The following is a 26,098-nucleotide window of genomic DNA, read 5'->3' as shown; positions in this document are numbered from 1 at the left end:
TAATTGCGGGAAGCCGGCCAGCGGCCGGCTCTACCGGTAGTTCCACGCCATGCATGGATGGGGTCAGAGCCCTTGCCTTGGGGCAAGGGATCCGGCCTCAACGCAAACCTCATCCCACCCGGCGCAGGAACTCTCCGGCTTCCATTGGCCGGCCCAGGTGGTAGCCCTGCAGCTGGTCACACCCCAGTTCGCTCAGGTACTCGCGCTGCGCCTGCGTCTCCACGCCTTCGGCCACCACCTGCAGCTGCAGGGTGCGGCCCAAAGCAATGATCGACGACACGATGGCGGCGTCCTCGTCATTGCATTCCAGATCGCGCACGAACGCGCGGTCGATCTTCAGTTCGGTCGCCGGCATCCGCTTCAGGTACAACAGGCTCGAATAGCCGGTGCCGAAATCGTCGATGGCGATGTGCACGCCCATCGCGGTCAGGTCGTTGAGGATCGCGAGGCTGGCATCGACGTCCTTCATCGCCGTGGTCTCGGTGATCTCCAGGGTCAGCCGCGCCGGTTCGATCCGGTGCCGACGCAGCACCTCGCGTACGCTGTGCAGCAGCGCCGGCGAGGCGAACTGCAGCGGCGACAGGTTCACCGCCATTGTCCATTCCGCATGCCCGGCATCGTGCCATGCCCGCAGCTGCGCGCAGGCCTGGTCCAGTACCCAGTCGCCGATCGGCAGGATCAGGCCACTGCGTTCGGCAATGGGAATGAACACATCCGGTGCCAGCAGGCCCAGCTCCGGGTGCTGCCAGCGCAGCAGGGCCTCGGCGCCGGTGGCCGGTGCACCGGCTGCCGGGAACTTGGGCTGGTAATGCAGCACCAGCTCGTTGCGCGTGATCGCCTTGCGCAGATCCTGCAGCAGGCGCAGCTGGCGGTTGGCACTCAGCTGCATCGACGGCGTGAAAAAGGTATAGCCGTTCCGGCCGGTTTCCTTGGTGTGGTACATCGCCGCATCGGCATGCGCCATCAGCTCGCGTTCGTTGCGGGCATCATCCGGATACAGGGCGATGCCCAGGCTGGCGCTGACCTGCAGTTCGGCCGCGTCCAGGGTGAACGGCTCGCCCGCGGCAGCGATGATGCGCTCGGCCACGACCACGGCATCGTCGGGAATGTCGATGGCCAGCACGATCACGAACTCGTCGCCGCCGAGGCGGGCGAAGGTGTCCTGCGGGCGCAGCAGCCCGCCGATGCGCTGCGCCACTGCCACCAGCAGGCGGTCACCGAGCTGGTGGCCATAGGCATCGTTGACCGCCTTGAAGCCGTCCAGGTCGCAGAACATTACCGCCACGGCGTGGTTGCGGCGCCGCGCCTTCTCGATGGCCTGCTCGATGCGATCCTGCAGCAGCATGCGGTTGGGCAGCTGGGTCAGCGGGTCATGCAGGGCGGCCTGGATCAGCCTGTCGTTGGCATGCGCCAGCGAATCGGCCAACAGGCCGGTGCGCACGCGCATCTGCCGGTCGAAGAGCGAGGCGACCAGGGCGATACCCAGCGTGGCCACGGTGGTCACGATCACCAGCACCGCCAGCCAGCGGGTATCGATGCCGCCACTGCCGACGGCGCCGCAGATGCTGCCTTCGGGGAAACCCGCCGCGGCCATGCCGGTGTAGTGCATGCCGACGATGGCCAGGCCCATCACCAGCGATGCGAGCGCACGCAGGAGGAGGGTGTGGTGCTGTTCGGTGCGCAGGCGGAACGCGATCCACAGCGCGGCGCCAGCGGCACCGATGGCTACCGCGATCGAGGCGGCGAACCAGCCGGGGTGGTAGTCGATGCCCGGCTGCATGCGCATCGCGGCCATGCCCAGGTAGTGCATGGCCGCGATGCCCAGCCCCATCAGTACGGCGCCGGCCAGCAGCCGACGCCAGGGCAGGCTGGGCCGTGACACCAGCCACAGCGCATAGGCCGATGCGCCGATCGAGACTGCCAGCGAGTACAGGGTGATGCCGAGGTCGTAGCCGACCGGGATCGGCAGGTCGAAGGCCAGCATGCCGATGAAGTGCATCGACCAGATGCCCAGGCCCATCGCCGCCGCGCCGCCAGCCAGCCACCAGCGGGCCACGCGTCCCTCGGCCGTGGCCAGGCGGCCGGCCATGTCCAGCGCCGTGTACGAAGCAAGAATGGCCACCAGCAAGGAGATGATGACCAAGCTCTGACTGTAACTGCCAGTCATGTTGAATCCAGTGGGGGAGGAAGGGGCGCCCGCAAGGCGCACGCCCGCGACCCCTATCGGCGCGGGTGGGCAGGACTTGAGCGGTCGCAGCACCTGCGACCCGGCTCGGCTATCCTGCCACGCCTGTTCCCGTTGCTGGAAATCATCCGATGGCAAAAGCCCGCACCGCCTACGTCTGCAATGAATGCGGCGCCGAATTCAGCAAGTGGCAGGGCCAGTGCACCGAGTGCAACGCCTGGAACTCGCTGTCGGAAATCGTGTTGGAGAGCGCGGCGGCGGCCAAGGCGCCGGCGTCGCGCCGGGCCGGCTGGGCCGGCAAGATCGATCCGCCGAAGATCACCGCGCTGAAGGACGTGGAGCAGACCGAGCACCGCCGGGTCAGTACCGGTATCGGTGAGTTTGATCGCGTGCTCGGCGGTGGCCTGGTCGAAGGTGCGGTAGTGCTGGTCGGTGGCGATCCGGGCATCGGCAAGTCGACCCTGCTGCTGCAGGCGGTGGCGAAGATGGCCGCCGAGCTGCCGGTGCTGTATGTCACCGGTGAGGAATCGCTGGCCCAGGTGGCCGGCCGCGCGCACCGGCTGGAACTGCCGCTGGATGGCGTCAACGCCCTGGCCGAGACCGGGGTCGAGTCGATCCTGCAGCACGCTTCCAAGGCTGGCCCGCGGCTGATCGTGGCTGACTCGGTGCAGACCCTGTGGACCGAGAGCCTGACCGCCGCGCCGGGTTCGGTCAGCCAGGTGCGCGAGAGCGCTGCGCGGCTGGTGCGCTTCGCCAAGGAGACCGGCACCGCGGTGTTCCTGGTCGGTCACGTCACCAAGGAGGGCGGCATCGCCGGCCCGCGCGTGCTCGAGCACATGGTCGATGCGGTGTTGTACTTCGAGGGTGAGAGCGGCAGCCGTTTCCGCCTGTTGCGTGCGTTCAAGAACCGCTTCGGCGCGGTCAACGAACTGGGCGTGTTCGCGATGGGCGACAAGGGCCTGAAGGAGGTCTCCAACCCTTCGGCGATCTTCCTGTCCGGCGGCAGCACCCATCAGCCGGGCAGCTGCGTGATGGTCACCCGCGAGGGCACCCGTCCGCTGCTGGTGGAGGTGCAGGCGCTGGTGGATGCCTCGCCGCTGTCGAACCCGCGCCGTGTCGCGGTCGGCCTGGAGCAGAACCGCCTGGCCATGCTGCTGGCCGTGCTGCATCGCCACGGCGGTGTGCTGGTCGGCGACCAGGACGTATTTGTCAACGTGGTGGGCGGCATCCGTGTGCAGGAGACCGCCGCCGATCTGCCGGTGCTGCTGGCGGTGCTGTCCTCGCTGCAGGACCGGCCGCTGGCGGAAAAAACGATCGCCTTTGGCGAGGTTGGCCTGTCCGGCGAGATCCGCCCGGTGCCCAATGGCGAAGACCGCCTGCGCGAGGCGGCCACCCACGGCTTCAAGCGCGCCATCGTGCCCAAGGCCAATGCGCCCAAGGGCGGATCGGTGAAAGGCATGGAAGTGATTGCGGTGGAGCGCCTGTCCGAGGCCATCGACGCGGCGTGATGCCTGCCGCGCACCCGCCGGGCATGGCCCGGCGTTGCCTTCGCGCGTGCGGAATGCGGCGGTGTGCACGGCAACGGTCAGCTTCCCTGTGCTAGCTTTTCCCGCTCGACGAAGGCGCCCTCTGGCGCCTTTCCGTGCCCAGGAGTAAACGATTACATGCAGGACACCGCGCTCACCGCCCCCAACGCCGAGATCCGTCGTGCCGGGGTCGATCTCAATGGACTGATGACGGTGCTGGGCAAGCACCTGTATTCCACCCCGGTGGTGGCGCTGCGTGAGCTGGTGCAGAACGCGCACGACTCGATCATCCGCCGTCGCATCGAGCAACCCGGGGTCGAGGTGCCGTCGCGCATTTCGGTGCAGGTGGATGCCGCCGCCGGCGTGCTGCGCATCACCGACACCGGTGCCGGCCTGACCCGCCAGGAAATCCACGACTACCTGGCCACCGTCGGCGTCGGCTACACCCGTGGCCTGCGCCAGGGCGGCGAGGACGACGAAGGCCTGATCGGCATGTTCGGCCTCGGCTTCCTGTCCGCCTTCGTACTGGCGCGCAAGGTCAGCGTGCGTACCACCTCGTACCAGACGCCGGATCTGGGGCACCTGTATGTGTCCAGCAACGCCGAGCAGTACACCGTCAGTGAAGTGCCGGCACGCGCGGTCGGTACCGAGGTGGAGCTGGAGCTGCATCCGGACTTCCTGCCGCTGGCCAACGAGGCGCGCCTGCACGAGGTGCTGGGCCGCTACTGCGCGCTGCTGTCCGAACCGATCTTCATCGGTGGCGCGGCCGAGGCGCTCAATCCCGAGCCGCCGCCGTGGCGTAGCCAGGGCGATGTTGCCCTGCATCCGGTGCAGGCGCGGCGCCAGGCGCTGCAGTTCGCCGCGCGCTTCGAGCATGATTTCGAGCCGATCGTCACCGTGCCGCTGCGTGCCGATGGCAACAGTGATGCCACCGGCCTGCTGTGGGTGCAGGACGGGGCGACCTATGGCACCAGCGACAACCGCAACCTGTCGGTGTTCGTGCGTGGCATGCTGCTGGACGATGACGCCCGCGACCTGTTGCCGCCCTGGGCGGGGTTCATTGGCGGGGTGATCGAATCCTCGCGGCTGACGCCCACCGCCAGCCGCGAGGACCTGCAGCGCGACGACCAGTACCGCGCCGTGCAGCACGCACTGCTGGAAGCGCTGATCGACGGCCTGGCCGACGTCGCGCGGCAGCAGCCGGAGGCGTGGCGACGCGTTCTCACGCGGCACAATGAGGCCTTGCTCGGCGCAGCGCTGTGCGATGACCGCCTGTTCGACCTGCTGCTGGAACACGTGCGCGTGCCGACCTCACAGGGTGACCTGCCGGCCAGCGCGTTGCCGGCGCGCGGCGCCGTGCATGTGATCCTCGACAATGGCGGCGGCTTCGAGGAAATGCTGTTCCGTGCGATGGGCGTGCCGGTGGCGCACGGCCATCGCTATGCGGTGGTGCCGTTCCTGCGCCGCTGGGCCCAGGCTAAGGGCCTGCGCCTGGTTGAACTGGGCACCGAGCAGGGCAACCGTGCGTTGTTCCGCAGCGACGACAGCCTCGACGAGACGCAGCTGGCATGGCTGCACGAGCAGCTCGGTGACGGCGAACAGCTGTTGCCGGCACGCTTCAGCCCGGAGGCGCTGCCGGTGGTGGTGGTGCCCGACCGTGAGGCCGAACTGAAGCAGCGCCTGGAAGACGACGAGAACGACAAGCGCGTTTCAATGGCGGCGCTGCGCCTGGCCCGGCAGTTCACCGCGCGCATCGAATCGCGCGCGCCGTCGCGGCTGTACCTCAACCTCGACAATCCGGCTGTGCAGGCACTGTTGCGTGCCCAGCGGGACGGCCACCCGCAGGCCGAAGCCGCAGCACGCCTGCTGCGTTCGCTCAAGATCATCGTCGCCGCGCAGGGCCGTCCGCTGGCCCGTGCGACTGCCACGTCCGGCCCGGACCTCAACGGTGCCTTTACCGATATCGCCGGTGCCCTGCAGCAGATGCTGCGCTGAGCACCGCCCCCTCTCATCCAGCCTTCGCTAGACAGGAGCACTTACCCCATGGACATCTGGAACTGGGTCGAAAAACTGCAGGGCGACCTGCGCCAGGCAGGCCAGGCGCAGAACGCGCACCTGCTCAACCGGCTCGCCGACGAGGTGAGCGAACTTCGCGTCGACCGCGTCGATGCACTGCTGCCCGAAGCACGTGCGCTGGGCAAGGCGCTGGACAATCCGTGGGTCGACGTCTACGTCGGCCACTGGGCGCTGCGCAACCGCGTCGGCAACCGCGTTGAAGGCGAGAGTGCGCTGGGCGAGGCGGTCGCGCTGTTCGAGCGTGCGCACCGCGAAGACACCCTGGAATGCCCGCAGTCGATCTGCGTGACCCAGGATCTGGCCGCCTGCTACGGCAACATCGATGGCCCGGGCTGGGTGCCCGAGCGCGTCGAGGTATGCGACGAAACCCTTGGCCGCATCGATCCGAGCTGGGCCTGTTTCCAGTGCCTGAGCTGCGAGAAGGCCGATGCCCTGCTCGATGATGGCCGTGGCCAGGAGGCGCTGGACTATCTGCAGGTGCAGGCCGATGCCGTGGAAGCCTGTGGCAAGGAAGTGTTCGACAGCTTCCCCGAGATGCAGATCAAGATCCTGCTTGGCATGGGCCGTGCCGAAGAAGCGTTGGCGCTGATCGAGAAGCGCGAAGCCGAAGTGGCAGCCTCCGGGGAGTACGAACCGGCCAACTGCACGGTGCCGCGTCGCTTGTCCAAGGCCTGGGCGCTGGCCCAGCTGGGCCGCGACGAAGAGGCGCTGCAGCAGCTGGTGCCGTGGAGCGAGCTGACCCCGAACTACTGGCGGCTGTGGGCAAACACCGCCGCTGCGTTGTGCCAGCGCGCCCCTGAACGCAATACCTGGGATCTGGGCACGCGCTTCAACACCATCATCGAGCACTTCGCACGGGTAGGTTCGCACCGCCTGCTGATCGAGGTGGCGGCACTGAGCCTGGAGCTGGCGCTGCAGCGTGGCGCGCGCTGGGTCGCACTGCGGCAGCTGGAACTGGCCCGCACCCATCTGGCGCAGCTGCGCCAGGATCGGGGTGCTGCGGCGCTGGTGGCAGGCCTGGCCGCGCGCATCGACGCATTGCCGGACGTCGCGCCACTGCCGGTGCCGGCGGGCGAGCTGCTGGCATGGCTGGACGCGCAGGGCGAGCAGAACCAGTCGCGCGATCCCGAGCGCGAAGCGCAGTGGTTGCTGCAGGCGCATGCCGAGCTGCCCGATGACGAGGCGCTGGCCGACATGGCCGCCTCGGCACTGAATGCCTGCGGCGCGCAGGCCGAGGCGCGGTCGCTGCTGTGGCGATTCGTGCGCGGCCATACGCAGCACGATGGCCCGGCCGCCTACACGCTGATGCGCTGGCTGGCCGAACAGGGCGACGACGACGGACTACGCCAGCTGGCCGATCTCTATCGCGGCAGCGTGCCGGTGTTCGCGCACTGGTGCGAGGTGCAGCGTGCACGCCGCGTGTCCGACTGGCCGGCGCTGGAGCAGGCGGCCCGATCGCTTCTGGAGCTGTCTCCGGGCTCGCACGGCGCGCGCGGCACGCTGGCGCGCATGTACATGGAAACCGGCCGTTTCAGCGAGGCCCAGGCCTGCTATGCGCAGCTGGTGGAGCTGCTGGACGAACCCAACGCCGCGCATTGGGACCACATGAGCGCCGCCAGCGCGGCGCGTGACTGGGACGCGGTGCGCCGTTCGGCGGCAGCGATCGGCATGGAATTGTCCAGCCAGGACGGCGTGGTCGAAGAGCCGTGGGGATGGGTGATCATCCGCAGCGAAGAGAACGGCGAACCGATGGAGTACTACGCCCGTCGCAGCGGTCCGGTGACCGCGCGCATCGTCGAGAACGCGCCGTCCAACCGCGCCCAGCAGGTGGGTGACTGGGTGGTGTTCGATGCGGCGCTGGTGCATCCGGCCCCGGAGGAAGAAGAAGCGCGCGAGCATTTCATCCCGACCTATGCGCAGGTGCATGTCCTGGAGCGCGGCGGCTTCGCCCGCAGCTGGATGATCGATGGCGCGCACCCGGGCGAAGAGGCCTGGAATGCCTTCGTCGAGGCGGCCGAAGCACAGGGCTGGAAGGTGTGGTCGCACAGTCGACCGGACTACACCGTCACCGACCCCGATGTGGAAGAGGGTACGCTGCCCGGCCTGCTGTTCACCGTGGCCCAGCCGCAGGACCATGCGCCGCTGGCGCTGCACCGTTTCCTGCAGCAGCACACCGCAGCGTGGCCGCATCCGCATTGCTGGCTGCGCCTGGCAGAAGCCTGCGACCAGGATCGCCAGCCGCACCTGGACGTGATCGAGCGTTACGGGCTGTAAGTAGAGCCGAGCCTGCGCTCGGCTTATGCTGGAACGCAGCCGAGCATGGGCTCGGCTCTACAACAGATCGCCATCACGACCAAAGGAATTGGACATGCGAAAGACAGGGATGTTGCTGATTGCCGGCCTGCTGTTGGCGCCAGCCGCACAGGCCGCGCCCGCCTGCCAGGAACCAGAGGCGGTGGCCCGTGCCTTCTACCAGGCAACGACGGGCAACGGTGATCTGCTGGAGCCGCCGCCGGCGCTGGTCAGCCCTGCCTTCGGCAAGGCACTGCGTGGAGAGCGCGCCTGCCAGCAGCGCGAAGAGGGCATCTGCACAATCGATTCGGATCCGTGGCTGGATGCGCAGGACGGTGACATCGAAACCCCGGTGCGCTACAGCTGGAAGGAAGCTTCGGCCTCCGCCGGCCAGGTCGAGATGCGCTATTCGGTGTGGAAGAAGGCCTACCTGACCCGCCTGCCAATGGTGCGCCACGGGCAGGGGTGCTGGCAGGTTGATGACATCGTCACCAACAGTGGTCGTTCGGTGCGGAAGATCCTGGCCCAGCCGCTGCCTTGAGCGCGTGCGGCATCCACGCATGATGCGGTCCCGTTGCCGGCCAGCGGCCCGCATTACCTGGTGATGTTGGGCGTGTGCCGACCGTCGGTCGGCACGCCTTCATCGCGAATGCCCGAACACCAGTTCGATCACGAACTGGCTGCCGAAGAAGGCCAGCAGCAGCAACAGCATCGCCGATAGCGTCCAGTGCACCGCCTTCACCCCGCGCCAGCCGTAGCGACGGCGGCCGACCAGCAGCACGCCGAACACGAGCCACGACAGCACGCTCAGTACGGTCTTGTGCACCAGCTTCTGCGCCAGCAGGTCGTCGACGAACAGCACCCCGGTGACCAGGGTGAGGGTCAGCAGCGCGAAGCCGACGGTGATGACCCGGAACAGCAGCGATTCCAGGTCGGCCAGCGGCGGCAGTGCGCGCAGCCACGGGCGGAACTCACGACGGCGCAATGCACGCTCCTGCAGCCACAGCATGATCGCCAGCAGCGCGGCGATGCTCAGCGTCGCGTAGGCCAGCAGCGCCAGCCAGGCATGAGTGGCCAGGCGCCAGCCCAGCACCTTGCTCGGTTCGTGGCCGTAGCCGTGGTAGGCCAGCAGCAGTACCGCGGCCAGCGGAAACACCACCACGCCCAGCGCCGACATCCGCCCGCGCGCACCGACCAGCGAAGTCAGCCAGGCCATGCCCAGGCCGACCAGCGACAGCGCGGCGAAGAAGTGCATGTCCGGCCCGCCGTTGGTGCGCATCGCCACCATCACGTGGTAGCCGCCATGCAGCACCATCGCCGGCAGGGCCGGCCACAGCCAGGCAGGCGCACCAGCGGTCCCATCGCGGCCGAGCGCGCGCACCAGCAGGGCGCTGGCAGCCAGGTACAGCAGGACGGCGATGAGAACGATTGTCATCGTTGCAGTTTCGCATACCCCCGCGATGGTGGCGATGGCCGCAGCGTCGCAGCCGGGGGGAGGGTCGGACCCGTTATACTGTGTGCCTTATTGTCCCCCGCTTTCAGACAGGTTGCGCCGCATGTTCGAGTCCCTGACCCAGCGCCTTTCCGGCACCATCGAGCGCCTGCGTGGCCGTGGCCGCCTGACCGAGGAGAACATCCGCGAGGCGACCCGTGAGGTCCGCATCGCGCTGCTCGAAGCGGACGTCGCGCTGCCGGTGGTGCAGGCGCTGATCGAGCGCATCAAGGTGCGTGCGGTCGGCCAGGAGGTGCTGAAGTCGCTGACCCCGGGCCAGGCCCTGATCAAGGTCGTGCGCGACGAGCTGACCGCGGTGATGGGTGCCGAAGCCAGCGACCTGAACCTGAATGTTCCGGCCCCGGCCATCATCCTGATGGCAGGCCTGCAGGGTGCCGGCAAGACCACCACGGTGGGCAAGCTGGCCAAGCACCTGAAGGAAAAGCGCAAGAAGAAGGTGATGGTGGTCTCGGCCGACGTCTACCGTCCGGCCGCGATCGAGCAGCTGAAGACCCTGGCCGAGCAGGTCGGCGTGCTGTTCTTCCCGTCCAGCGCCGACCAGAAGCCGGAGGCCATCGTCCGCGCCGCCATCGACGATGCACGCAAGTCGTTCGTCGACGTGCTGCTGGTCGATACCGCCGGCCGCCTGGCCATCGACGAAGCGATGATGGCCGAGATCAAGGCCCTGCACGCGGCGGTGAACCCGGCCGAAACCCTGTTCGTGGTCGACGCCATGACCGGCCAGGACGCGGCCAACACCGCCAAGGCCTTCGGCGATGCCCTGCCGCTGACCGGCGTGGTGCTGACCAAGACCGACGGTGACGCCCGTGGTGGTGCCGCGCTGAGCGTGCGCTACATCACCGGCAAGCCAATCAAGTTCGTCGGTGTCAGCGAAAAGCCGGAAGGCCTGGATGTGTTCCATCCGGACCGTATCGCCAGCCGCATCCTCGACATGGGCGATGTGCTGTCGCTGGTCGAGCAGGTCGAGCAGCAGGTCGACAAGGACAAGGCCGCCAAGCTGGCCGAGAAGGTCGCCAAGGGCAAGAAGTTCGACCTGAACGACATGCGTGACCAGCTTGAGCAGATGCAGAACATGGGCGGCATCGGCGGCCTGATGGACAAGCTGCCGGGCCTGGGCAACATCCCCGACCACCTGAAGCAGCAGGTCAGCCAGGGCAAGGAAGTGCCGCGCATGATCGCCATCATCGGCTCGATGACCAAGAAGGAACGGCGCAACCCGAACCTGCTCAACGGCTCGCGCCGCGCGCGCATCGCCAAGGGCTCGGGCGTGACCCCGGCCGACGTCAACAAGCTGATGAAGCAGTACATGCAGATGGAAAAAATGATGAGCAAGATGGCCGGCGGCGGCATGAAGGGCATGTTGCGCAGCATGAAGGGCATGATGGGCGCCATGGGCGGCCGTGGCATGCCGTTCCGTTGATGACGGCCCCGGTCGCAGTGTGATGTAGCGCCCGAGCCCACGCTCGGGCGGCGGCGCAAGCGCCGCAGCAGGCGGTCGGGCAACGGGCTCGACGCCACCCCCGTCCTGCGCGCACCATGGGGGCCTGTCAGAAACGATGGGCCGTCATGCAGAGTTCCGCCGTAGCTTCCCGCGTCGAGGCGTTCTGCCGGCGCTTTGGCGTTTCCGTTCCAATCCTGCTGGCCCCGATGGCCGGTGCCTGCCCGGTGCCGTTGTCGGCTGCGCTGGCCAACGCCGGCAGCATGGGGGCGATGGGCGCGGTGCTGTCGTCATCGGCGGATATCGGTCGTTGGATGGACGATTTCCGCGCCGCTTCGACCGGCCCGGCGCAGGTGAACCTGTGGGTGCCGGATCCGGCACCGACCCGTGATGTCGCCGCCGAAGCTGCCAGCCGCGCATTCCTCGCGCAATGGGGCCCGGACGTACCGGCCAGCGCTGCCGACACCACGCCGGCCGATTTCGAAGAACAGTTCGCCGCGCTGCTGGCCGCGCGCCCGGCGGTGGCCTCGACCATCATGGGCGTGTTGCTGCCGCACCACGTGCAGCAGTTGAAGGACGCCGGCATCGCCTGGATCGCGTGCGCGACCACGTTGTCTGAGGCACGTGCGGCCCAGGATGCCGGCGCCGACGCGGTGGTGGCGCAGGGCGTGGAAGCGGGGGGGCATCGTGGTTCATTCGATCCGGCGATGGCCGAGCGCCAGCTGGTGGGCCTGTTCGCGCTGCTGCCGCGTTTGGCCGATCACCTGCAGATTCCGGTGATCGCCGCCGGTGGCATCGCCGATGGCCGCGGCATCGCTGCAGCGCTTACGTTGGGTGCCAGTGCCGTGCAGATCGGTACGGCCTTCCTGCGCACGCCCGAAGCAGCGATCGCCTCGGCATGGGCCGACGGGCTGGCCGCCAGCGAACCGGAAGACACCTGGCCGACCCGCGCCTTCAGTGGTCGGCTGGGGCGTGGCCTGGCCACGCCGTATGTGCGCGCCGCCGTCGCAGAAGGTGCCCCGGCGCCACGTCCGTACCCGGTGCAGCGTGGCCTGACCGCGCCGATGCGCAGGCAGGCGGCGCAGGAAAACCGCCTGGCGGCGATGCAGGCCTGGGCCGGGCAGTCGGCGTGGATGGCGCCGGCAGCACCCGCCGCCGACGTGCTGCGCGACATGTGGCAACAGGCGCAGGCACTGCTGCGATGACGCTGACCTGCAACGGCCAGCCGGCGCAGGTGGAGGATGTGTTGCCCGCGCTGGTGAATTACGGCCATTTCACCTCGTTGCAGGTGCGTAACCACGCCGTGCAGGGTCTGGACCTGCATCTGGCGCGGCTGTCGCATGCCACGCGCGAGCTGTTCGGCAGCGAGCTGGATATGGCGCAGGTGCGGGCTTGGATGGTGCAGGCGCTGCGGCAAGCGGGGCAGGGCGATGCCTCGCTGCGGGTGACGGTGTATTCGCGCCACTTCGATTTCCGCAATCCGCTGGCGGCGGTGCCGGTGGACGTGCTGGTGGCGGCGTCGGCGCCGGTGACGCTGACGGCGGCCAAGCGTGTACGCAGCGTGGTCTGGCAGCGTGAATTGCCGCAGATCAAGCACGTGGGCACGTTCGGCCTGTTTGCCGAGCGACGTGCGGCGATGGCGGAAGGATTCGACGATGTGCTGTTCGTGACCGCCGATGGCGACGTGAGCGAGGGCAGCACCTGGAATCTGGCCGTGCACGATGGTGAGCGGCTGCTCTGGCCGCAGGCGCCGGCGCTGCGCGGGACCGCCGAGACGCTGCTGAAGCAGCATTGGCCCGGCGCGCAGTTGACGCAGCCGCTGCGGCTGGCCGGTCTGGCCGGCGTGAAGGCGGCTTTTGCCTGCAATGCCAGCGGCCTGTGGGCGCTGGAGGCCATCGACGGGCATGTCCTGCCCGGCTCGCAGGCCTTGGCTGAACAGGGAAGGGCAGTGCTGGCGGCGGTGTCTTGGGACAGATTCGGGTCAGATCCCTTCTGCGCCGCAAAAGGAACCTGACCCCGGAAGTTCACCCCCGGGGTTGGCTCGGCCGGGCTCTGCCGCTATAATCGCCCGCTTACCTCGCCATCCTGGCGACTGGGCAATAGGAAAAACACCATGGTCAAGATTCGACTGACCCGCGGCGGCGCCAAGAAGCGTCCGTTCTACCACATCATCGTCACCGACGTGCGCAGCGCGCGCGACGGCCGCAACATCGAGCGCGTTGGTTTCTACAACCCGGTCGCCCAGGGCGGCGAGAAGCGCATCGAGCTGGACCTGGCCCGCGTTGACCATTGGGTCAAGAACGGCGCCCAGCCGACCGACAAGGTCCGCAACCTGATCAAGGAAGCGGCCAAGTCCCAGGCCGCTGCGGCCTGATCCTGACGGGCCACGCTTCGGCGTGGCCCTCTTGGTTGAAGCAGATGAAAGATATCGAGCGCCGCATCCTGCTGGGCAGGGTTGTCGGCGCTTTTGGTGTGCGCGGCGAGATCAAGCTCGAGTCCTGGACCGAGCCACGTTCCGCCATTTTCCGTTACCAGCCGTGGATCGTGCGCAGCCCGTCAGGCGTGGAAACCACGATTGAAGGTGTGCGTGGCCGCGACAGCGGCAAGCACCTGGTCGCCCGTTTCCCCGGCGTCGAGGACCGTGATGCGGTCGAAGCGATGCGCGGCACCGAGATCTACGTGGCCCGCAGTGCCTTGCCGCCGCCGAAGCCCGATGAGTATTACTGGGTGGACCTGGAAGGCCTGGATGTGAAGACCACCGAGGGCGTTGCCCTGGGCCAGGTCTCACACCTGTTCAGCACCGGCGCCAATGACGTGGTGGTGGTCCGGGGTGACCGTGAGCGGATGATTCCGTTCGTGCAGCCGGACTTCGTCAAATCGGTCGACTTCGAGGCCAACCTGGTCGTGGTCGACTGGGATCCCGAGTTCTGAGTGTGAGCATGCGTTTCGACGTCATCACCCTGTTTCCCGAGTTCCTCGCCCAGTCCGCTGGATTGGGCGTGGTCGGGCGCGCGCAGGAGAAGGGGTTGTTCAGCCTGCATGGCTGGAACCCCCGTGATTACGCCGAAGGCAACTACCGCCGGGTGGACGACCGTCCGTTCGGCGGTGGCCCGGGCATGGTGATGCTGATCGAGCCGCTGCAGGCCTGCCTGCAGGCGATCCGCGATGCTGATCCGACCCCGGCGCGGGTGATTTACCTCAGCCCACAGGGTGCGCCGTTGACCCAGGCCAAGGTGCGGGAACTGGCGGCATTGCCGCGCCTGGTCCTGCTCTGCGGCCGTTATGAAGGCATCGACGAGCGTTTCCTGGAGGCCAACGTCGACGAGGAGATTTCCCTCGGCGACTACGTGCTGTCCGGCGGCGAACTGGGTGCGGCGGTGATCATCGACGCCGTGGCCCGGCTGCAGGACGGTGCCCTGAATGACGCTGAATCGGCGGCGCAGGACAGCTTCGAGGGTGACCTTGGCCTGCTCGACTGCCCGCATTACAGCCAGCCGGCCCAGCATCCGCTGGGTGACGTGCCGGATGTGCTGCGCTCGGGCAACCACGCGGCCATCGCTGCCTGGCGCCGTCAGCAGTCGCTGGTCCGTACCGCCGAGAGGCGCCCGGACCTGCTGGATGAACCGGCGCTGGGCAAGGCCGACCGCAAACTGCTGGAACAGGGCCGCCAGGCCCGGAAACAGAAGGCCAACCCCTAGCGCAGGGCTGGCTTTATCGGCTATCATGGCCAATTACCGCCAGCCCCGGCAGGCGCGCGCAGTACCCACAACAAACGTGCAGCACAGTCCAGTGACTGCATGAGCCTACGTTGTCGACACGACACGCCCACCCGAACAAGAATCGGTGTAACCCATGAGCAAGCTGAACAAGTCCATCGTCGCGGAATTCGAATCCGCCCAGATCACCCGTGAACTGCCGAAGTTCAGCCAGGGCGACACCGTTGTCGTCAACGTGAAGGTGAAGGAAGGCAGCCGCGAGCGCGTGCAGGCCTACGAAGGCGTCGTCATCGCCACCAAGAACGCCGGCCTGAACTCCTCGTTCACCGTCCGCAAGATCTCGCACGGCTACGGCGTCGAGCGCGTTTTCCAGACCCACAGCGCCATCATCGACTCGGTCGAAGTGAAGCGTCGTGGTAAGGTCCGCGCCGGCAAGCTGTACTACCTGCGTGGCCTGGAAGGCAAGGCTGCCCGCATCAAGGAAGACCTGGCTGCCGCTGCTGCCGCCAAGGCTGCCCGTCTGGCCGAAAAGGCCTGATAAACAACTTCGGTTGTTGCCGCGACGGCCACCTTCGGGTGGCCGTTTGCGTTTCCGGCATCACATCGGCCACGATCAGCGGATGAACGACGTCAACCCGCGCTATCCGGTTGCGATCCAGTCGGCGCTGCGCTTTCTCGACGACAGGGGGCTGGCGCGCGTGCAGTCGGCGCCGCTGCTGCACCGCCTGCTGTGGCGCCTGGGCATTGCCCTGCCGCCACCGATCCTCGCCGGCTTCGGCATCAATGCGCTGGTGCAGGGCCTGCTGTTCGGCCTGTTCTGGACCGCGCTGATGTGGCTGATGCTGTGGCAGGGCAGCGAACGCCCGCTGGCGTTGCTGCTGGTGGCCGGGCTGTTGGCCGGTGCGCTGTTCGGCGTGGTGATGGCGGCGCTGATGCGCTCGCTGCGTCGACACCGCAAGCTGCCGGAGTGGCGCCAGTTCCGCGCGGGGCAGGCGGACTGAACCGATGGCGCACCGCGCCGTGACCGACAGGCGCGCGTCGCGCTAGGCTGCCGGCATCATCCCGATGGAGGTGCCGTGCGATGCCTGCCAAGCGAACCGCACCCTCCGCCGCACCCACGCTGCTGTCCGGCGGCAACCCGCAGATCGCCAAGGGCGAGGGCAATGCCCCGGTGCAGGCGTACATTGCCGCCATGCCTGGCTGGAAACGTCCGATCGGCGAACAGCTGGATGCGTTGATCGAACAGGCCGTCCCGGGCGTGCACAAGGCCGTGGAGTGGAATTCGCCGATGTACGCGGTGGCCCCGGGCGAAGGCTGGTTCCTCAGCGTCCATTGCTTCACCGGCTATATCAAGGTGGCGTTCTTTCGAGGCGCCGCACTGACGCCGGTGCCGCCGGAGCCGTCCAGAAGTGCCGATACGCGTTACCTGCACATCGAGCAGGATGGCGTGCGGGATGAGGCACAGTTCCCCGACTGGGTGCGCCAGGCGGCTGCATTGCCTGGCGAACGCATGTAAGTCCACCGTTATGATCTCCTTGCCGACGAGAACCGCTGATGGCTCCCCATTCGCCTGATCCCGCCGACGCGGGCACTCCTGCCTCCACCCTGATCGACGCCCGCATCGCCGAGCTGGGCGACTGGCGCGGCGAAACCCTGGCCCGCGTGCGTGCATTGATCCATGAGGCGTTGCCTGACGTGCAGGAAACCTGGAAGTGGCGTGGCACGCCGGTGTGGGAGCACAACGGCATCCTGTGCACCGGCGAGACCTACAGGCAGGCGGTGAAGCTCACCTTCGCCAACGGTGCGGCGCTGGCCGATCCGAAGGTCCTGTTCAACGCCAGCCTGGACGGCAACACGCGGCGTGCGATCGACATCCATGAAGGTGCGATGCCCAATGCCGCGGCGTTGAAGGCGTTGTTGCGGGAAGCCGCGAAGTTCAACGCCGCAAAGAAGAAACGCTGACCGCTTCCTGTAGCGCCGAGCCCACGCTCGGCTGGGAGGCTATGCCTGTGCGGGCCAACGGTTCGCACCCACCTCATCGCGGCGGAGTGACATCCAGCGCCGCATCCGGATCGGCCACCGGTGATGGCGGGCAGGCCGGAATCTCCGACGGCGTGGCCAGTTCCTCGGCGTGCGAGGGCTTGCCGATCATCTTCGCCTTGCGCCAGCCGCCCCAGCGGTAATACGCCAGCGACAGCAGCATCGACACGAACGAGCTGACCGGGAAGCTCCACCAGATCGCATTGGCGCCCCAGTACGGCTGCAGCAGTTCGGCAAACGGCACGCGCACGCCCCACAGCGAGCCGGCCAGGATCAGCAGCGGCGGGATCACCGCGCCGGTGGAGCGCACCACGCCGGAGATGACGAAGCTGACACCGAAGAACAGGAACGAGCCGATCACCACGTGATTGAGGTGGCGGGCGATATCCAGCGCCTGGCTGGCCGGTGGCAGGAACAGGGCCAGCAGCTGCCGGTCGAACACCACCAGTGGCAGGATCAGTGCGCCGGTCAGCAGGAAGTTGAACAGCACGCCCTGGCGCGCGGTGCCGCGCACACGATCCCAGCGCTGCGCACCGACGTTCTGCGCGGCCATTGACGAACACGCTGCACCGATCGCCATCGCCGGCATCTGCAGGTAATTCCACAGCTGCAGCGCGGCGCCATAACCGGCGCCGGTATCGGTGCCGTACTGGTTGACCATGGTCATCAGCAGGATCACCGACAGCGAGATCAGCACCATCTGCAGGCCCATCGGCACGCCCTTGAGCACCAGTGCCTTCAGGATGGTCAGGTCGAGCTTGAACAGGCGCATGTCGGCGCGGCCCAGCCACAGCGTGTGGCGCTTGTGCCGCATGTACAGCAGCAGGCCGGCCAGCGAGAGCGTCTGCGCCACCAGGGTGGCCCAGGCCGAACCGGCGATACCCAGCGCGGGGAACGGCCCCATACCGAAGATCAGCACCGGGTTCAGCACGATGTCCAGCGCCACCGACACCAGCAGGAAGCGGAACGGCGTGCGCGAATCGCCCGCACCGCGCAGCGCGGCGGTGAGGAAGGCGAACGCATACAGCGTGGGCATCGCCAGGAAGATGATCCGCAGGTAGGCCTCGGCCAGCGGCAGCGAGGCGGCCGGGGTGCCCATCGCCGCCAGCAGCGGGTGCGCCGTGAACCAACCGGCGATGGCGATGATCACCGACAGGCCGATGAAGAAGGTGGCGCTGGTGCCGACCACGCGCCGCGCCTGCGCGATGTCGCGTGCGCCGATGGCCTGGCCGATCAGGATGGTCGAGGCCATGCCGAAGCCGAACACCGAGCCGATCAGGAAGAACATGATGTTGTTGGCATTCGCGGTGGCGGTCAGTGCCGCCTCGCCGAGGAAGCGTCCGACCCAGACCGCATTCACCGACCCGTTCAGCGACTGCGCGATGTTGCCTGCCAGGATCGGCAGCGAAAACAACAGGAGGTTGCGGCCGATCGGGCCGGAGGTCAGGTCAAGCGGCGCTTTGGCCATGGAGTGGTGATCGAATCCCGGGAGGCGCACACTAGCACCAAGCCGGTTTGCGGGATGTGGCAATGCATCAACGACTGCAGGTGACACGGGCTCTGGCGTTGGCCTTGATCGGCGCCACACTGGCCGCATGTTCGACAGGTGACCGGCTGGGCGATACCCAGGTGCGGCCGACCGACCGGCCTGAATGCCTGGTCGGCAGCCAGCGCCAGGATCTGTCTGCGGGTGTGCCGACCCTGATCGGCGGCACCGGCTGCCGTACCGACCCTGATCATCCACGTCCCCTGAACAAGCCACCGGAGTAGTCCAGATCGATGCATGAACTTCCCCCGCTGTCGCCCAGCGTCCGCCTGGACATCTGGCTGTGGGCGGCCCGTTTCTTCAAGACCCGCAGCCTGGCCAAGCAGGCCATCGAAACCGGCAAGGTCAGCGTCGCGGGGCAGCGCCCGAAATCCTCGCGCGCGGTACGGGTGGGCGAACAGCTGCAGGTGGATCGTGGCGAGGAGCATTTCGAGATCCAGGTGTTGGGCCTGAGCGATCAGCGCGGGCCGGCACCGGCGGCGCAGCAGCTGTATGCGGAGAGCGAGGCCTCGAAGGCGCGCCGTGCCGAGCAGCGTGCGCTGCGCATCGCCGCGCGCGACGGCTTCCAGCCGCCGGAGCACAAGCCGGACAAGCGTGCGCGGCGGTTGATCCGTGCGTTGGGAGACATCGACGCGCTGTGACGCATCCGCCATGCATGGCGGATGCCATGTGCGCGGGATTCCGTCGGTAGCGCGGGGCCATGCCCGGCGGGCAAGGTTCCGGTCAGCCGTTGTTGGGCAGGCCTCCGGCAGGGTCGGAACATCCTGTCATGGAAGATCGCAATGCGCCTGCGCCACAGCCTGCTGTGCCTGACCCTCGCCGCCGCCCCGGTGTACGCCGCCGACATCACCTTCTGGGATACTCCGCAACGCGGCGGCAACAGCATGAACATGTCGCCGCCCGATCGGGCCTACTTCGATGCCCTGCGCGCGACCGGCGCGACCTGGGTGCGCCTGGTACCAGACAAGTGGAAGGGGCAGGGCGGTCGTGATTTCCTGATCGGCAATGCCGATGACTACCGCGGCCTGGTTCCGGCCGACCTGGCCACGCTGCGCCGGGTGCTGGATGATGCCGACGCGGCAGGGCTGAACGTGGTGCTGACTCCGTTGTCGTTGCCGTTGCTGCGCTGGAAGCAGCACAACGGCGACAAGGTCGACCCGCGCCTGTGGCAGTCCTTCGACAATCACGTGCCGGCCCGGCGCTTCTGGAGCGACCTCGCCACGGCATTGAAGGGCCATCCCGCGCTGGCCGCCTACAACCTGATCAACGAACCGGTTCCCGAATACGGTGCTGGCCTGGCCGAGCATGCTTCGGCAGAGGCCATGCGCCGGTGGTACACCGGTGTACAGGATGGGCCGCGCGATCTGCGTCGTTTCTATTCGGAACTGATCGCCAGCATCCGCGAGGTCGATGCGGACATGCCGTTGATGCTGGATGCCGGCTGGTACGCCGCTGCGGACGGTTTCAACTACTGGCCGGCGCCGCTGGCGGACTCGAAACTGCTGTACAGCGTGCACATGTATGAGCCGTACGTCGCCACCAGCGCGCCGAACCAGAAGCGCACCACGCCGTATCGCTACCCGGGCGTGGTGCCATTTGGCGAACGCAGCGAACGCAGCGAACGCTGGGACGCCACGCGTGTCCGCAGCTACCTGCAGCAGCCGATGGACTGGGCGAAGACGCATGGAGTGGGCGCCAACCGCATGGTGGTTGGCGAGTTCGGCTGCATGCGGCGCTGGCCCGACTGCCGCCGCTACCTGCAGGACGTGCTGCAGGTGTTGGAGCAGGAGAAGGTGCATTGGGCCTTCTACGCCTTCCGTGAGGATGGCTGGGATGGCATGGACTACGAGCTGGGCGACAGTCCGCTGCCGTGGTCGTACTGGCAGGCGCAGGAGAAGGGGAAGACCGTAGCGCCGCCGCGTTCAATGAAAGCTCCGGTGTTCGCACCGATCCTGGAGCGGCTGAAGGCGGGCAACCGGTAAGACGCCGGGCCATGCCCGGCGACACCTCCGGTCAGCGCTTGCCACCGAGCAGGTTGCCGCCCAGCTTCAGCAGGTCGCCCACACCCAACTGGCCATCGCCGTCCTGGTCCAGCAGGCTGCCAAGCAGACCGCCCGCGAGACCGCCCTGCTGCTGCACCTGCTGCTTTTCCTGGCCCAGCGCCTGGCTGAGCGAGCCGGCATCGGCCTGGCCACCGCCGAGGCGCTGGGCGAGGAAGGCCATCACGATCGGGGCGAGGATCTGCAGCAGCTGGCTGGTGCGGCCGCTGTCGAGCTGGGTGGCCTGGGCCAGGCCGGTTTCCACCTTCTGCTGGCTGCCGCCGAAGATGTGGCCGAGGATGCCAGCGCCGTCGCTGGCGGCACCACCGCCACCGCCGCCCAGCACCGAACCGAGCACGCTGCCCAGGTCCAGGCCGCTGTGGTTGTTCTGCAATGCCCCGAGCAGGGCCTGTGCGCCCTGCGGCTGCGAGGCGTTGTTGCCCAGTGCTCCCATCAACACCGGCAGCGCGGCGCTGATCGCACCGGACGCCTGGGTATCGCTGATGCCGAGCTGCTGCGACACCTGCTGAAGCGGGGCGCCCTGCAACTTTGAGAGAAGTTCATCGGTCAGGCTCATCAGGGGGCTCCTTGATTGGGGTTGGGCGTGCAGACGATACGACGCGGACCGTTAAAACGGCGACGCCGCCTCACGGGGAGGCGGCGTGCCGTATACGGGGCAGGGCGATCAGAGCTCGATGTCTTCGGCGCCCGGGGTCGCGGTGGGGAAGTCGGCTTCCGGCTGCGCCGGCTTGAACGGATCCGACGGCTGGCTGGCCAGCGCCTTCAGCGCGGCCGCGACACCGGCACCATAGGCCGGGTCGGCCTTGCTGCAGTTGTCGATGTGGCGCTGCTTGATGAAGTCCGGCGCATCGCCGAGGGCACGGGCGGTGTTGGCGAACAGGCGGTCCTTCTGCGCCTGGTTGTAGCTGCGGAACAGCGCACCGGGCTGGCTGAAGTAGTCGGCGTCGTCTTCGCGGAAGTTCCAGAAGTCGGCGTCACCGCGGATCTTCATCGGCGGCTCGCGGTACTCCGGCTGCTCCTGCCACTGGCCGTAGCTGTTCGGCTCGTAGTGCGGCAGGCCACCGTAGTTGCCGTCCATGCGCATCGCACCGTCACGGTGGTTGCTGTGCACCGGGCAACGTGCGGCGTTCACCGGAATCTGGTGGTGGTTCACGCCCAGGCGGTAGCGCTGCGCATCGGAATAGGCGAACAGGCGTGCCTGCAGCATCTTGTCCGGCGACGGGCCGATGCCCGGCACCAGGTTGCTCGGTGCGAATGCCGACTGCTCCACGTCCTGGTACCAGTTGACCGGGTTGCGGTTCAGTTCGAACTGGCCCACTTCGATCAGCGGGTAGTCGCTCTTCGGCCACACCTTGGTCAGGTCGAAGGGGTGCACGCGGTAGGTTTCCGCCTCCAGTTCCGGCATGACCTGGATGAACAGCTTCCACTTCGGGAAGTCGCCCTTCTCGATCGCGGCGAACAGGTCGCGGCCGTGGCTTTCGCGGTCATGGCCGACCAGGATCTGTGCCTGCGCGTCGGTCAGCGATTCGATGCCCTGCTGGCTGACGAAGTGGAACTTCACCCAGAAGCGCTCGCCGTCGGCGTTGGTGAAGCTGTAGGTATGCGAGCCGAAACCGTGCATGTGGCGGAAGCTGCGCGGGATGCCGCGGTCGCTCATCACCACGGTCACCTGCAGCAGGGCTTCGGGCAGCAGCGTCCAGAAATCCCAGTTGTTGCGTGCGCTGCGCAGGTTGGTGTGCGGATCGCGCTTGACCGCCTTGTTGAGGTCGGCGAACTTGCGCGGGTCGCGCAGGAAGAACACCGGCGTGTTGTTGCCGACCAGGTCCCAGTTGCCTTCTTCGGTGTAGAACTTCAGCGCGAAGCCGCGGATGTCGCGCTCGGCGTCGGCGGCGCCACGCTCACCGGCCACGGTGGTGAATCGGGCGAACATCTCGGTCTGCTTGCCGACCTTCTCGAACAGCTTGGCGCGGGTGTACTTGCTGATGTCGTGGGTGACGGTGAAGGTACCGAATGCGCCCGAGCCCTTGGCGTGCATGCGGCGCTCGGGAATGATCTCGCGGTTGAGGTTGGCCAGCTTCTCCAGCAGCCACACGTCTTCCATCAGCAGCGGGCCGCGCGGGCCGGCGGTCTTGCTGTTCTGGTTGTCCACCACCGGTGCGCCGAAGGCCGTGGTCATCGGCGTGACCGGGTCATCGCCATGCTTCTGCCTGGGCGTGGTGCTCAGCTCGCGCTGCTGCTCGGCGCCCTGCTCCGGCGACGGGGCGGTGTGGTACGGGCACTTGGCGTTGTTGTTGTCGGACTGGCTCATCGGCTGGCTCCTGGTGGCGGTGAAGACTTGGAAACATCTTCACTCGACTGTAGCTAGGGCCAGATGAAATGAATAATCGAATGATCCGTTCAGGTTGATAGATTCTGTCAATTGAAATGCAGAATCGGATTCGCGGAGTCTTTCATCAGCCCGGGGAAACTCCCCGGGCCCAAGGCCTCCCGCAGCGCTGCGCTTACAGCAGCGCCTTCAGCCGGTACAGGGCTTCCAGCGCCTGCTTCGGGGTCAGCTCGTCCGGATCGATCGTGGCCAGCGCTTCCTGTGCCTTGCTGGTCGGTGCGGTGAACAGGCCGAACTGCTGCGGGGCATCCAGCGCCTGCGGCGCCAACTCGGCGGCGTGGCTTTCACCGCCACGCTGCTCCAGCTCGGCCAGGCGGCGACGGGCCTGCGCCACGGTCGCTCGTGGCAGGCCAGCCAGCGCGGCCACCTGCAGGCCGAAGCTGCGGTTGGCCGGGCCGTCCTTCACCGCGTGCATGAACACCAGCGCTTCGCCATGCTCGACCGCGTCCAGGTGCACGTTGGCGATGCCGCTGCGGCCGCCCTCGTGTTGTTCGTCGGCCAGCGCGGTCAGCTCGAAGTAGTGGGTGGCGAACAGCGTGTAGCAGCGGTTCTGGTAGGCCAGGTGGCGGGCCACCGCATCGGCCAGTGCCAGGCCGTCGTAGGTGGAGGTGCCGCGGCCGATCTCGTCCATCAGCACCAGCGAATGCGCGGTGGCGTGATGCAGGATGTAGCTGGTCTCGGCCATCTCGACCATGAAGGTCGACTGCCCGCGCGCGAGGTCGTCGCCGGCACCGATGCGGGTCAGGATGCGGTCGATCGGGCCGATCAGCGCACGGCTGGCCGGCACGAAGCTGCCGATGTGGGCCAGCAGCACGATCAGCGCGTTCTGCCGCATGTAGGTCGATTTACCGCCCATGTTCGGGCCGGTGATCACCAGCATGCGACGGTCCGGATGCAGGTCCAGGTCATTCGGTTCGAACGGCTGTTCGCGCACCGCCTCGACCACCGGATGGCGGCCGCGTTCGATCTTCAGGCAGGGCTCGGCCTGCAGCTCCGGACGCGCCCAGTCCAGCGCCTGAGCACGTTCGGCGAAGGCGGCCAGCACGTCCAGTTCGCTCAGCGCAGCGGCGCACTGCTTCAACGGTTCCAGCTGCCCGCCCAGCGTATCCAGCAGCTGCTCGTACAGGTACTTCTCGCGCGACAGCGAACGGTCGCGCGCGGACAGGACCTTGTCCTCGAACGCCTTCAGTTCTTCGGTGATGTAGCGCTCGGCATTGGTCAGCGTCTGGCGGCGGGTGTAGTGCACCGGCGCGCGGTCGGACTGGCCCTTGCTGATTTCAATGTAGTAGCCGTGCACGCGGTTGTAGCCGACCTTGAGGCTGGCGATGCCGCTGCTTTCGCGCTCGCGCTGTTCCAGGTCGACCAGGAACTGGTCGGCATGGGTGGACAGGCGGCGCAGCTCGTCCAGCTCTTCATCGAAGCCATCGGCCAGCACGCCGCCATCGCTGAGCTTCAGCGGTGGCATGTCGGCGATGGCACTGGCCAGCAGGTGCGCACACTCGTCGTGCTCACCCAATGCGGCGTGCAGCGCCTGCAGGCGTGGCGAATCCAGCGGCGCCAGCACCTCGCGCACCGCCGGCAGCAGGCCCAGGCCATCGCGCAGGGTGGAAAAATCGCGCGGGCGCGCCGAGCGCAGCGCCACGCGGGTGAGAATGCGCTCCAGATCGCCCAGGCGGCGGAACTGTTCGCGGATGTCGGCGTCGCTGCCGCGGTCGATCAGGGTCTCCACCGCGTGGTGGCGCTGCACCAGCACCTCGCGCAGGCGCAGCGGGCGGTGCAGCCAGCGTCGCAGCAGGCGGCCGCCCATCGGCGTCACCGTGCTGTCGAGCACGCCCAGCAGGGTATTGCGGGTATCGCCGTCAACACGCGTGTCCAGTTCCAGATGGCGGCGGGTGGCGGCGTTCATCGCGATCGCCTCGCCTGCAGTTTCCATCGCGATCGAGGTCAGGTGCGGCAGGCGCTGCTTCTGGGTTTCCTCGACATAGCCGAGCAGGGCGCCGGCCGCGGCGGTGGCGCGCGGCTTGTCGTCGATGCCGAAACCGCTGAGGTCATGCAGCTTGAAGAAGGCCAGCAGCTGGCGGCGGCCGCTGTCCGCATCGAACAGCCACGGTGCACGCCGGCGCACGCCGGTGCGCTGGCGCAGGAACTCCGGCCAGTTCTCCTCGTCGGGTACCAGCAGCTCGGCGGGTTCCAGGCGGGCCAGTTCGGCTTCCAGCGCGTCGTCGGTTTCCACTTCGTTGACCAGGAAGCGGCCACCGGCCAGGTCGGCCCAGGCCAGGCCGTAGCCCTGCTTGCTGCGCGACAGGGCCATCAGCAGGGTGTCGCGGCGCTCGTCCAGCAGCGCCTCGTCAGTGACCGTGCCAGGGGTGACGATGCGCACGACCTTGCGCTCGACCAGGCCCTTGGCCAGCGCCGGGTCACCGATCTGTTCACAGATGGCCACCGATTCGCCCAGCGCCACCAGCCGCGCCAGGTAGCCTTCGTAGGCATGCACCGGCACGCCCGCCATCGGGATCGGCGCGCCGCCGGAGCTGCCGCGCTGGGTCAGGGTGATGTCGAGCAGGCGTGCGGCCTTGCGGGCGTCGTCGTAGAACAGCTCGTAGAAGTCGCCCATGCGGAAGAACAGCAGCAGGTCCGGATAGTCGGACTTGGCTGCGAAGAACTGCTTCATCAGCGGGGTGTGTTCGGCGGACTTGTCTTTGGACATGGGACTCGTGGATCAGGGCATCCGGTCGCGCCGGAAGGCGGCGACGGCGGAGCAGGTACAGGGCCGTCCATGGTAACTGCTGGGGCTGGGGGACGCCGCTGCCGATGATGAGCGAGGTACGTGCGGGGCACGCAATCAGGCCGGGATGAGCGTGATCTGCCGATGGCTGGCGAATATCTCCATGACGATCTCGAAGTAGGTCTGGCCATCGCCCCGTTGCAGGGCCTCCAGCTGGTGGGTGATGGCCTGCGCATTGAAGTGACCCGGCCCGTCGAGTTTTGCCTGCAGCCAGCGGCGGGTGGCATCCACGCCCAAGGCTGCGCGGCTGTGTGCGATGTCGCGCCAGACGAGGGTGGCCTGATCGTGGCCAGCCAACGCGCCATAACCGCCATGCAACAGATCGTCCAGGGCATCCAGGCTCGGCCCGAGCTGCCAGTCCTCGCAGGCCATGAACACGCGGTTGAGTTCGGCATAGAGGCTGTCGATGTCCTGGATCGCGTCGCCTTCAATCTGCAGGGTAAGGGGCATGAAAGAATTCCTGGCGTGCGAAGTGAAAGATAATAATCTTGAACATGAATTCGGGTTGAGGGGTATTTTTCACGCTTTCCCGCAC

Annotated in this window: 24 protein-coding genes; 17 read left to right on the top strand and 7 right to left on the bottom strand. The window is 67.5% G+C overall.

The window, feature by feature from the left end; translation table 11 throughout:
• Positions 1–109 precede the first annotated feature (109 nt).
• Positions 110–2,167 carry a putative bifunctional diguanylate cyclase/phosphodiesterase gene (locus AC5P8Z_RS03380; RefSeq protein ID WP_495228095.1) on the bottom strand — a complete coding sequence of 686 codons (2,058 nt, stop codon included), beginning with the start codon at positions 2,165–2,167 and terminating at the stop codon, positions 110–112.
• A gap of 149 nt (positions 2,168–2,316) precedes the next feature.
• On the opposite strand from AC5P8Z_RS03380, the gene radA reads away from it, so the two are divergent.
• From radA to AC5P8Z_RS03360, 4 genes are all read left to right on the top strand, one after another.
• Complete coding sequence (gene radA / locus AC5P8Z_RS03375; protein WP_014646395.1) at positions 2,317–3,693, top strand: DNA repair protein RadA; 1,377 nt, start codon at positions 2,317–2,319, stop codon at positions 3,691–3,693.
• Positions 3,694–3,849: 156 nt separating this feature from the next.
• Positions 3,850–5,706: an ATP-binding protein gene (locus AC5P8Z_RS03370; RefSeq protein ID WP_495228093.1), complete on the top strand. Its 1,857-nt coding sequence runs from the start codon at positions 3,850–3,852 to the stop codon at positions 5,704–5,706.
• A gap of 48 nt (positions 5,707–5,754) precedes the next feature.
• A complete protein-coding gene (locus tag AC5P8Z_RS03365; protein WP_495228092.1) occupies positions 5,755–8,061 on the top strand; it encodes a tetratricopeptide repeat protein in 2,307 nt (768 codons plus the stop codon).
• Between the two features lie 94 nt (positions 8,062–8,155).
• The gene (locus tag AC5P8Z_RS03360) at positions 8,156–8,620 is read left to right on the top strand and encodes a YqhG/Tai3 family protein (protein ID WP_495228090.1); all 465 of its coding nucleotides are present in this window, start codon (positions 8,156–8,158) and stop codon (positions 8,618–8,620) included.
• Between the two features lie 99 nt (positions 8,621–8,719).
• On the opposite strand, the gene AC5P8Z_RS03355 is transcribed toward AC5P8Z_RS03360, so the two are convergent.
• Positions 8,720–9,514 carry a cytochrome C assembly family protein gene (locus tag AC5P8Z_RS03355; RefSeq protein WP_286071294.1) on the bottom strand — a complete coding sequence of 265 codons (795 nt, stop codon included), beginning with the start codon at positions 9,512–9,514 and terminating at the stop codon, positions 8,720–8,722.
• Between the two features lie 121 nt (positions 9,515–9,635).
• Between AC5P8Z_RS03355 and ffh the strand changes: the two genes are divergently transcribed.
• The 10 genes from ffh (at position 9,636) to AC5P8Z_RS03305 (ending at position 16,708) form a co-directional block, all read left to right on the top strand.
• Positions 9,636–11,012, top strand: coding sequence for a signal recognition particle protein (ffh, locus tag AC5P8Z_RS03350; RefSeq protein ID WP_014036403.1), 1,377 nt, complete (start codon positions 9,636–9,638; stop codon positions 11,010–11,012).
• A 146-nt stretch (positions 11,013–11,158) separates the two neighbouring features.
• Positions 11,159–12,235 (top strand): NAD(P)H-dependent flavin oxidoreductase, encoded by a 1,077-nt coding sequence (locus tag AC5P8Z_RS03345; RefSeq protein ID WP_495228087.1) that lies wholly within the window; start codon positions 11,159–11,161, stop codon positions 12,233–12,235.
• Positions 12,232–13,044 carry an aminotransferase class IV family protein gene (locus AC5P8Z_RS03340; protein ID WP_495228086.1) on the top strand — a complete coding sequence of 271 codons (813 nt, stop codon included), beginning with the start codon at positions 12,232–12,234 and terminating at the stop codon, positions 13,042–13,044. The genes AC5P8Z_RS03345 and AC5P8Z_RS03340 overlap by 4 nt, the downstream gene beginning before the upstream one ends.
• Before the next feature lie 99 nt (positions 13,045–13,143).
• Positions 13,144–13,404, top strand: a complete 261-nt coding sequence (gene rpsP, locus AC5P8Z_RS03335) for a 30S ribosomal protein S16 (RefSeq protein WP_286071297.1) — start codon at positions 13,144–13,146, stop codon at positions 13,402–13,404.
• 44 nt (positions 13,405–13,448) lie between these two features.
• On the top strand, positions 13,449–13,961 hold the full coding sequence (gene rimM / locus AC5P8Z_RS03330; protein WP_049431209.1) for a ribosome maturation factor RimM: 513 nt from the start codon (positions 13,449–13,451) through the stop codon (positions 13,959–13,961).
• 8 nt (positions 13,962–13,969) lie between these two features.
• Positions 13,970–14,728 carry a tRNA (guanosine(37)-N1)-methyltransferase TrmD gene (gene trmD / locus AC5P8Z_RS03325; protein WP_495228084.1) on the top strand — a complete coding sequence of 253 codons (759 nt, stop codon included), beginning with the start codon at positions 13,970–13,972 and terminating at the stop codon, positions 14,726–14,728.
• 154 nt (positions 14,729–14,882) lie between these two features.
• Complete coding sequence (rplS, locus tag AC5P8Z_RS03320; RefSeq protein ID WP_005408597.1) at positions 14,883–15,284, top strand: 50S ribosomal protein L19; 402 nt, start codon at positions 14,883–14,885, stop codon at positions 15,282–15,284.
• An 82-nt stretch (positions 15,285–15,366) separates the two neighbouring features.
• On the top strand, positions 15,367–15,747 hold the full coding sequence (locus tag AC5P8Z_RS03315; RefSeq protein WP_495228082.1) for a DUF6404 family protein: 381 nt from the start codon (positions 15,367–15,369) through the stop codon (positions 15,745–15,747).
• An 80-nt stretch (positions 15,748–15,827) separates the two neighbouring features.
• Positions 15,828–16,262: a DUF1801 domain-containing protein gene (locus AC5P8Z_RS03310; protein ID WP_495228080.1), complete on the top strand. Its 435-nt coding sequence runs from the start codon at positions 15,828–15,830 to the stop codon at positions 16,260–16,262.
• Positions 16,263–16,300: 38 nt separating this feature from the next.
• Positions 16,301–16,708, top strand: a complete 408-nt coding sequence (locus AC5P8Z_RS03305; RefSeq protein WP_495228078.1) for a DUF1801 domain-containing protein — start codon at positions 16,301–16,303, stop codon at positions 16,706–16,708.
• A 73-nt stretch (positions 16,709–16,781) separates the two neighbouring features.
• Here AC5P8Z_RS03305 and AC5P8Z_RS03300 read toward each other — a convergent pair whose 3' ends face one another.
• Positions 16,782–18,254, bottom strand: coding sequence for an MATE family efflux transporter (locus tag AC5P8Z_RS03300; protein ID WP_286071303.1), 1,473 nt, complete (start codon positions 18,252–18,254; stop codon positions 16,782–16,784).
• A gap of 62 nt (positions 18,255–18,316) precedes the next feature.
• On the opposite strand from AC5P8Z_RS03300, the gene AC5P8Z_RS03295 reads away from it, so the two are divergent.
• The 3 genes from AC5P8Z_RS03295 to AC5P8Z_RS03285 all read left to right on the top strand — a co-directional run bounded on the left by AC5P8Z_RS03295 (position 18,317) and on the right by AC5P8Z_RS03285 (position 20,314).
• Positions 18,317–18,556: a hypothetical protein gene (locus AC5P8Z_RS03295; RefSeq protein ID WP_111203361.1), complete on the top strand. Its 240-nt coding sequence runs from the start codon at positions 18,317–18,319 to the stop codon at positions 18,554–18,556.
• Positions 18,557–18,565: 9 nt separating this feature from the next.
• A complete protein-coding gene (locus AC5P8Z_RS03290; protein WP_099552426.1) occupies positions 18,566–18,973 on the top strand; it encodes an RNA-binding S4 domain-containing protein in 408 nt (135 codons plus the stop codon).
• A gap of 141 nt (positions 18,974–19,114) precedes the next feature.
• Positions 19,115–20,314, top strand: coding sequence for a glycoside hydrolase family 5 protein (locus AC5P8Z_RS03285; RefSeq protein ID WP_495228077.1), 1,200 nt, complete (start codon positions 19,115–19,117; stop codon positions 20,312–20,314).
• 31 nt (positions 20,315–20,345) lie between these two features.
• Here the strand turns inward: AC5P8Z_RS03285 and AC5P8Z_RS03280 are convergent, their stop codons facing one another.
• The 4 genes from AC5P8Z_RS03280 to AC5P8Z_RS03265 form a co-directional block, all read right to left on the bottom strand.
• Complete coding sequence (locus tag AC5P8Z_RS03280; RefSeq protein WP_049429956.1) at positions 20,346–20,948, bottom strand: DUF937 domain-containing protein; 603 nt, start codon at positions 20,946–20,948, stop codon at positions 20,346–20,348.
• 108 nt (positions 20,949–21,056) lie between these two features.
• Positions 21,057–22,700, bottom strand: coding sequence for a catalase (locus AC5P8Z_RS03275; RefSeq protein WP_495228075.1), 1,644 nt, complete (start codon positions 22,698–22,700; stop codon positions 21,057–21,059).
• A gap of 193 nt (positions 22,701–22,893) precedes the next feature.
• Entirely contained in the window at positions 22,894–25,485 is a 2,592-nt protein-coding gene (gene mutS, locus AC5P8Z_RS03270; RefSeq protein WP_295565598.1) for a DNA mismatch repair protein MutS, read from the bottom strand.
• 135 nt (positions 25,486–25,620) lie between these two features.
• Positions 25,621–26,013, bottom strand: a complete 393-nt coding sequence (locus tag AC5P8Z_RS03265; RefSeq protein WP_495228074.1) for a barstar family protein — start codon at positions 26,011–26,013, stop codon at positions 25,621–25,623.
• Between the last annotated feature and the right edge of the window lie 85 nt (positions 26,014–26,098).

The sequence above is a fragment of the Stenotrophomonas sp. YJH_SMC_17 genome, assembly GCF_059371655.1.
Note: the sequence above shows the minus strand (reverse complement) of the source record. Positions and strands in the feature narration are given on the sequence as shown.

Excerpts from the sequence above, each read along its gene's own strand:
- AC5P8Z_RS03305 (WP_495228078.1), top strand. The coding sequence starts at position 16,301 with ATGGCTCCCCATTCGCCTGATCCCGCCGACGCGGGCACTCCTGCCTCC.
- AC5P8Z_RS03280 (WP_049429956.1), bottom strand. The coding sequence starts at position 20,948 with ATGAGCCTGACCGATGAACTTCTCTCAAAGTTGCAGGGCGCCCCGCTT.
- AC5P8Z_RS03365 (WP_495228092.1), top strand. The coding sequence starts at position 5,755 with ATGGACATCTGGAACTGGGTCGAAAAACTGCAGGGCGACCTGCGCCAG.
- AC5P8Z_RS03355 (WP_286071294.1), bottom strand. The coding sequence starts at position 9,514 with ATGACAATCGTTCTCATCGCCGTCCTGCTGTACCTGGCTGCCAGCGCC.
- AC5P8Z_RS03300 (WP_286071303.1), bottom strand. The coding sequence starts at position 18,254 with ATGGCCAAAGCGCCGCTTGACCTGACCTCCGGCCCGATCGGCCGCAAC.
- radA (WP_014646395.1), top strand. The coding sequence starts at position 2,317 with ATGGCAAAAGCCCGCACCGCCTACGTCTGCAATGAATGCGGCGCCGAA.
- rimM (WP_049431209.1), top strand. The coding sequence starts at position 13,449 with ATGAAAGATATCGAGCGCCGCATCCTGCTGGGCAGGGTTGTCGGCGCT.
- AC5P8Z_RS03360 (WP_495228090.1), top strand. The coding sequence starts at position 8,156 with ATGCGAAAGACAGGGATGTTGCTGATTGCCGGCCTGCTGTTGGCGCCA.
- AC5P8Z_RS03290 (WP_099552426.1), top strand. The coding sequence starts at position 18,566 with ATGCATGAACTTCCCCCGCTGTCGCCCAGCGTCCGCCTGGACATCTGG.
- AC5P8Z_RS03285 (WP_495228077.1), top strand. The coding sequence starts at position 19,115 with ATGCGCCTGCGCCACAGCCTGCTGTGCCTGACCCTCGCCGCCGCCCCG.
- AC5P8Z_RS03275 (WP_495228075.1), bottom strand. The coding sequence starts at position 22,700 with ATGAGCCAGTCCGACAACAACAACGCCAAGTGCCCGTACCACACCGCC.
- AC5P8Z_RS03310 (WP_495228080.1), top strand. The coding sequence starts at position 15,828 with ATGCCTGCCAAGCGAACCGCACCCTCCGCCGCACCCACGCTGCTGTCC.
- AC5P8Z_RS03340 (WP_495228086.1), top strand. The coding sequence starts at position 12,232 with ATGACGCTGACCTGCAACGGCCAGCCGGCGCAGGTGGAGGATGTGTTG.
- AC5P8Z_RS03380 (WP_495228095.1), bottom strand. The coding sequence starts at position 2,167 with ATGACTGGCAGTTACAGTCAGAGCTTGGTCATCATCTCCTTGCTGGTG.
- rpsP (WP_286071297.1), top strand. The coding sequence starts at position 13,144 with ATGGTCAAGATTCGACTGACCCGCGGCGGCGCCAAGAAGCGTCCGTTC.
- rplS (WP_005408597.1), top strand. The coding sequence starts at position 14,883 with ATGAGCAAGCTGAACAAGTCCATCGTCGCGGAATTCGAATCCGCCCAG.
- AC5P8Z_RS03345 (WP_495228087.1), top strand. The coding sequence starts at position 11,159 with ATGCAGAGTTCCGCCGTAGCTTCCCGCGTCGAGGCGTTCTGCCGGCGC.
- ffh (WP_014036403.1), top strand. The coding sequence starts at position 9,636 with ATGTTCGAGTCCCTGACCCAGCGCCTTTCCGGCACCATCGAGCGCCTG.
- AC5P8Z_RS03265 (WP_495228074.1), bottom strand. The coding sequence starts at position 26,013 with ATGCCCCTTACCCTGCAGATTGAAGGCGACGCGATCCAGGACATCGAC.
- AC5P8Z_RS03315 (WP_495228082.1), top strand. The coding sequence starts at position 15,367 with ATGAACGACGTCAACCCGCGCTATCCGGTTGCGATCCAGTCGGCGCTG.
- mutS (WP_295565598.1), bottom strand. The coding sequence starts at position 25,485 with ATGTCCAAAGACAAGTCCGCCGAACACACCCCGCTGATGAAGCAGTTC.
- AC5P8Z_RS03295 (WP_111203361.1), top strand. The coding sequence starts at position 18,317 with ATGCATCAACGACTGCAGGTGACACGGGCTCTGGCGTTGGCCTTGATC.
- AC5P8Z_RS03370 (WP_495228093.1), top strand. The coding sequence starts at position 3,850 with ATGCAGGACACCGCGCTCACCGCCCCCAACGCCGAGATCCGTCGTGCC.
- trmD (WP_495228084.1), top strand. The coding sequence starts at position 13,970 with ATGCGTTTCGACGTCATCACCCTGTTTCCCGAGTTCCTCGCCCAGTCC.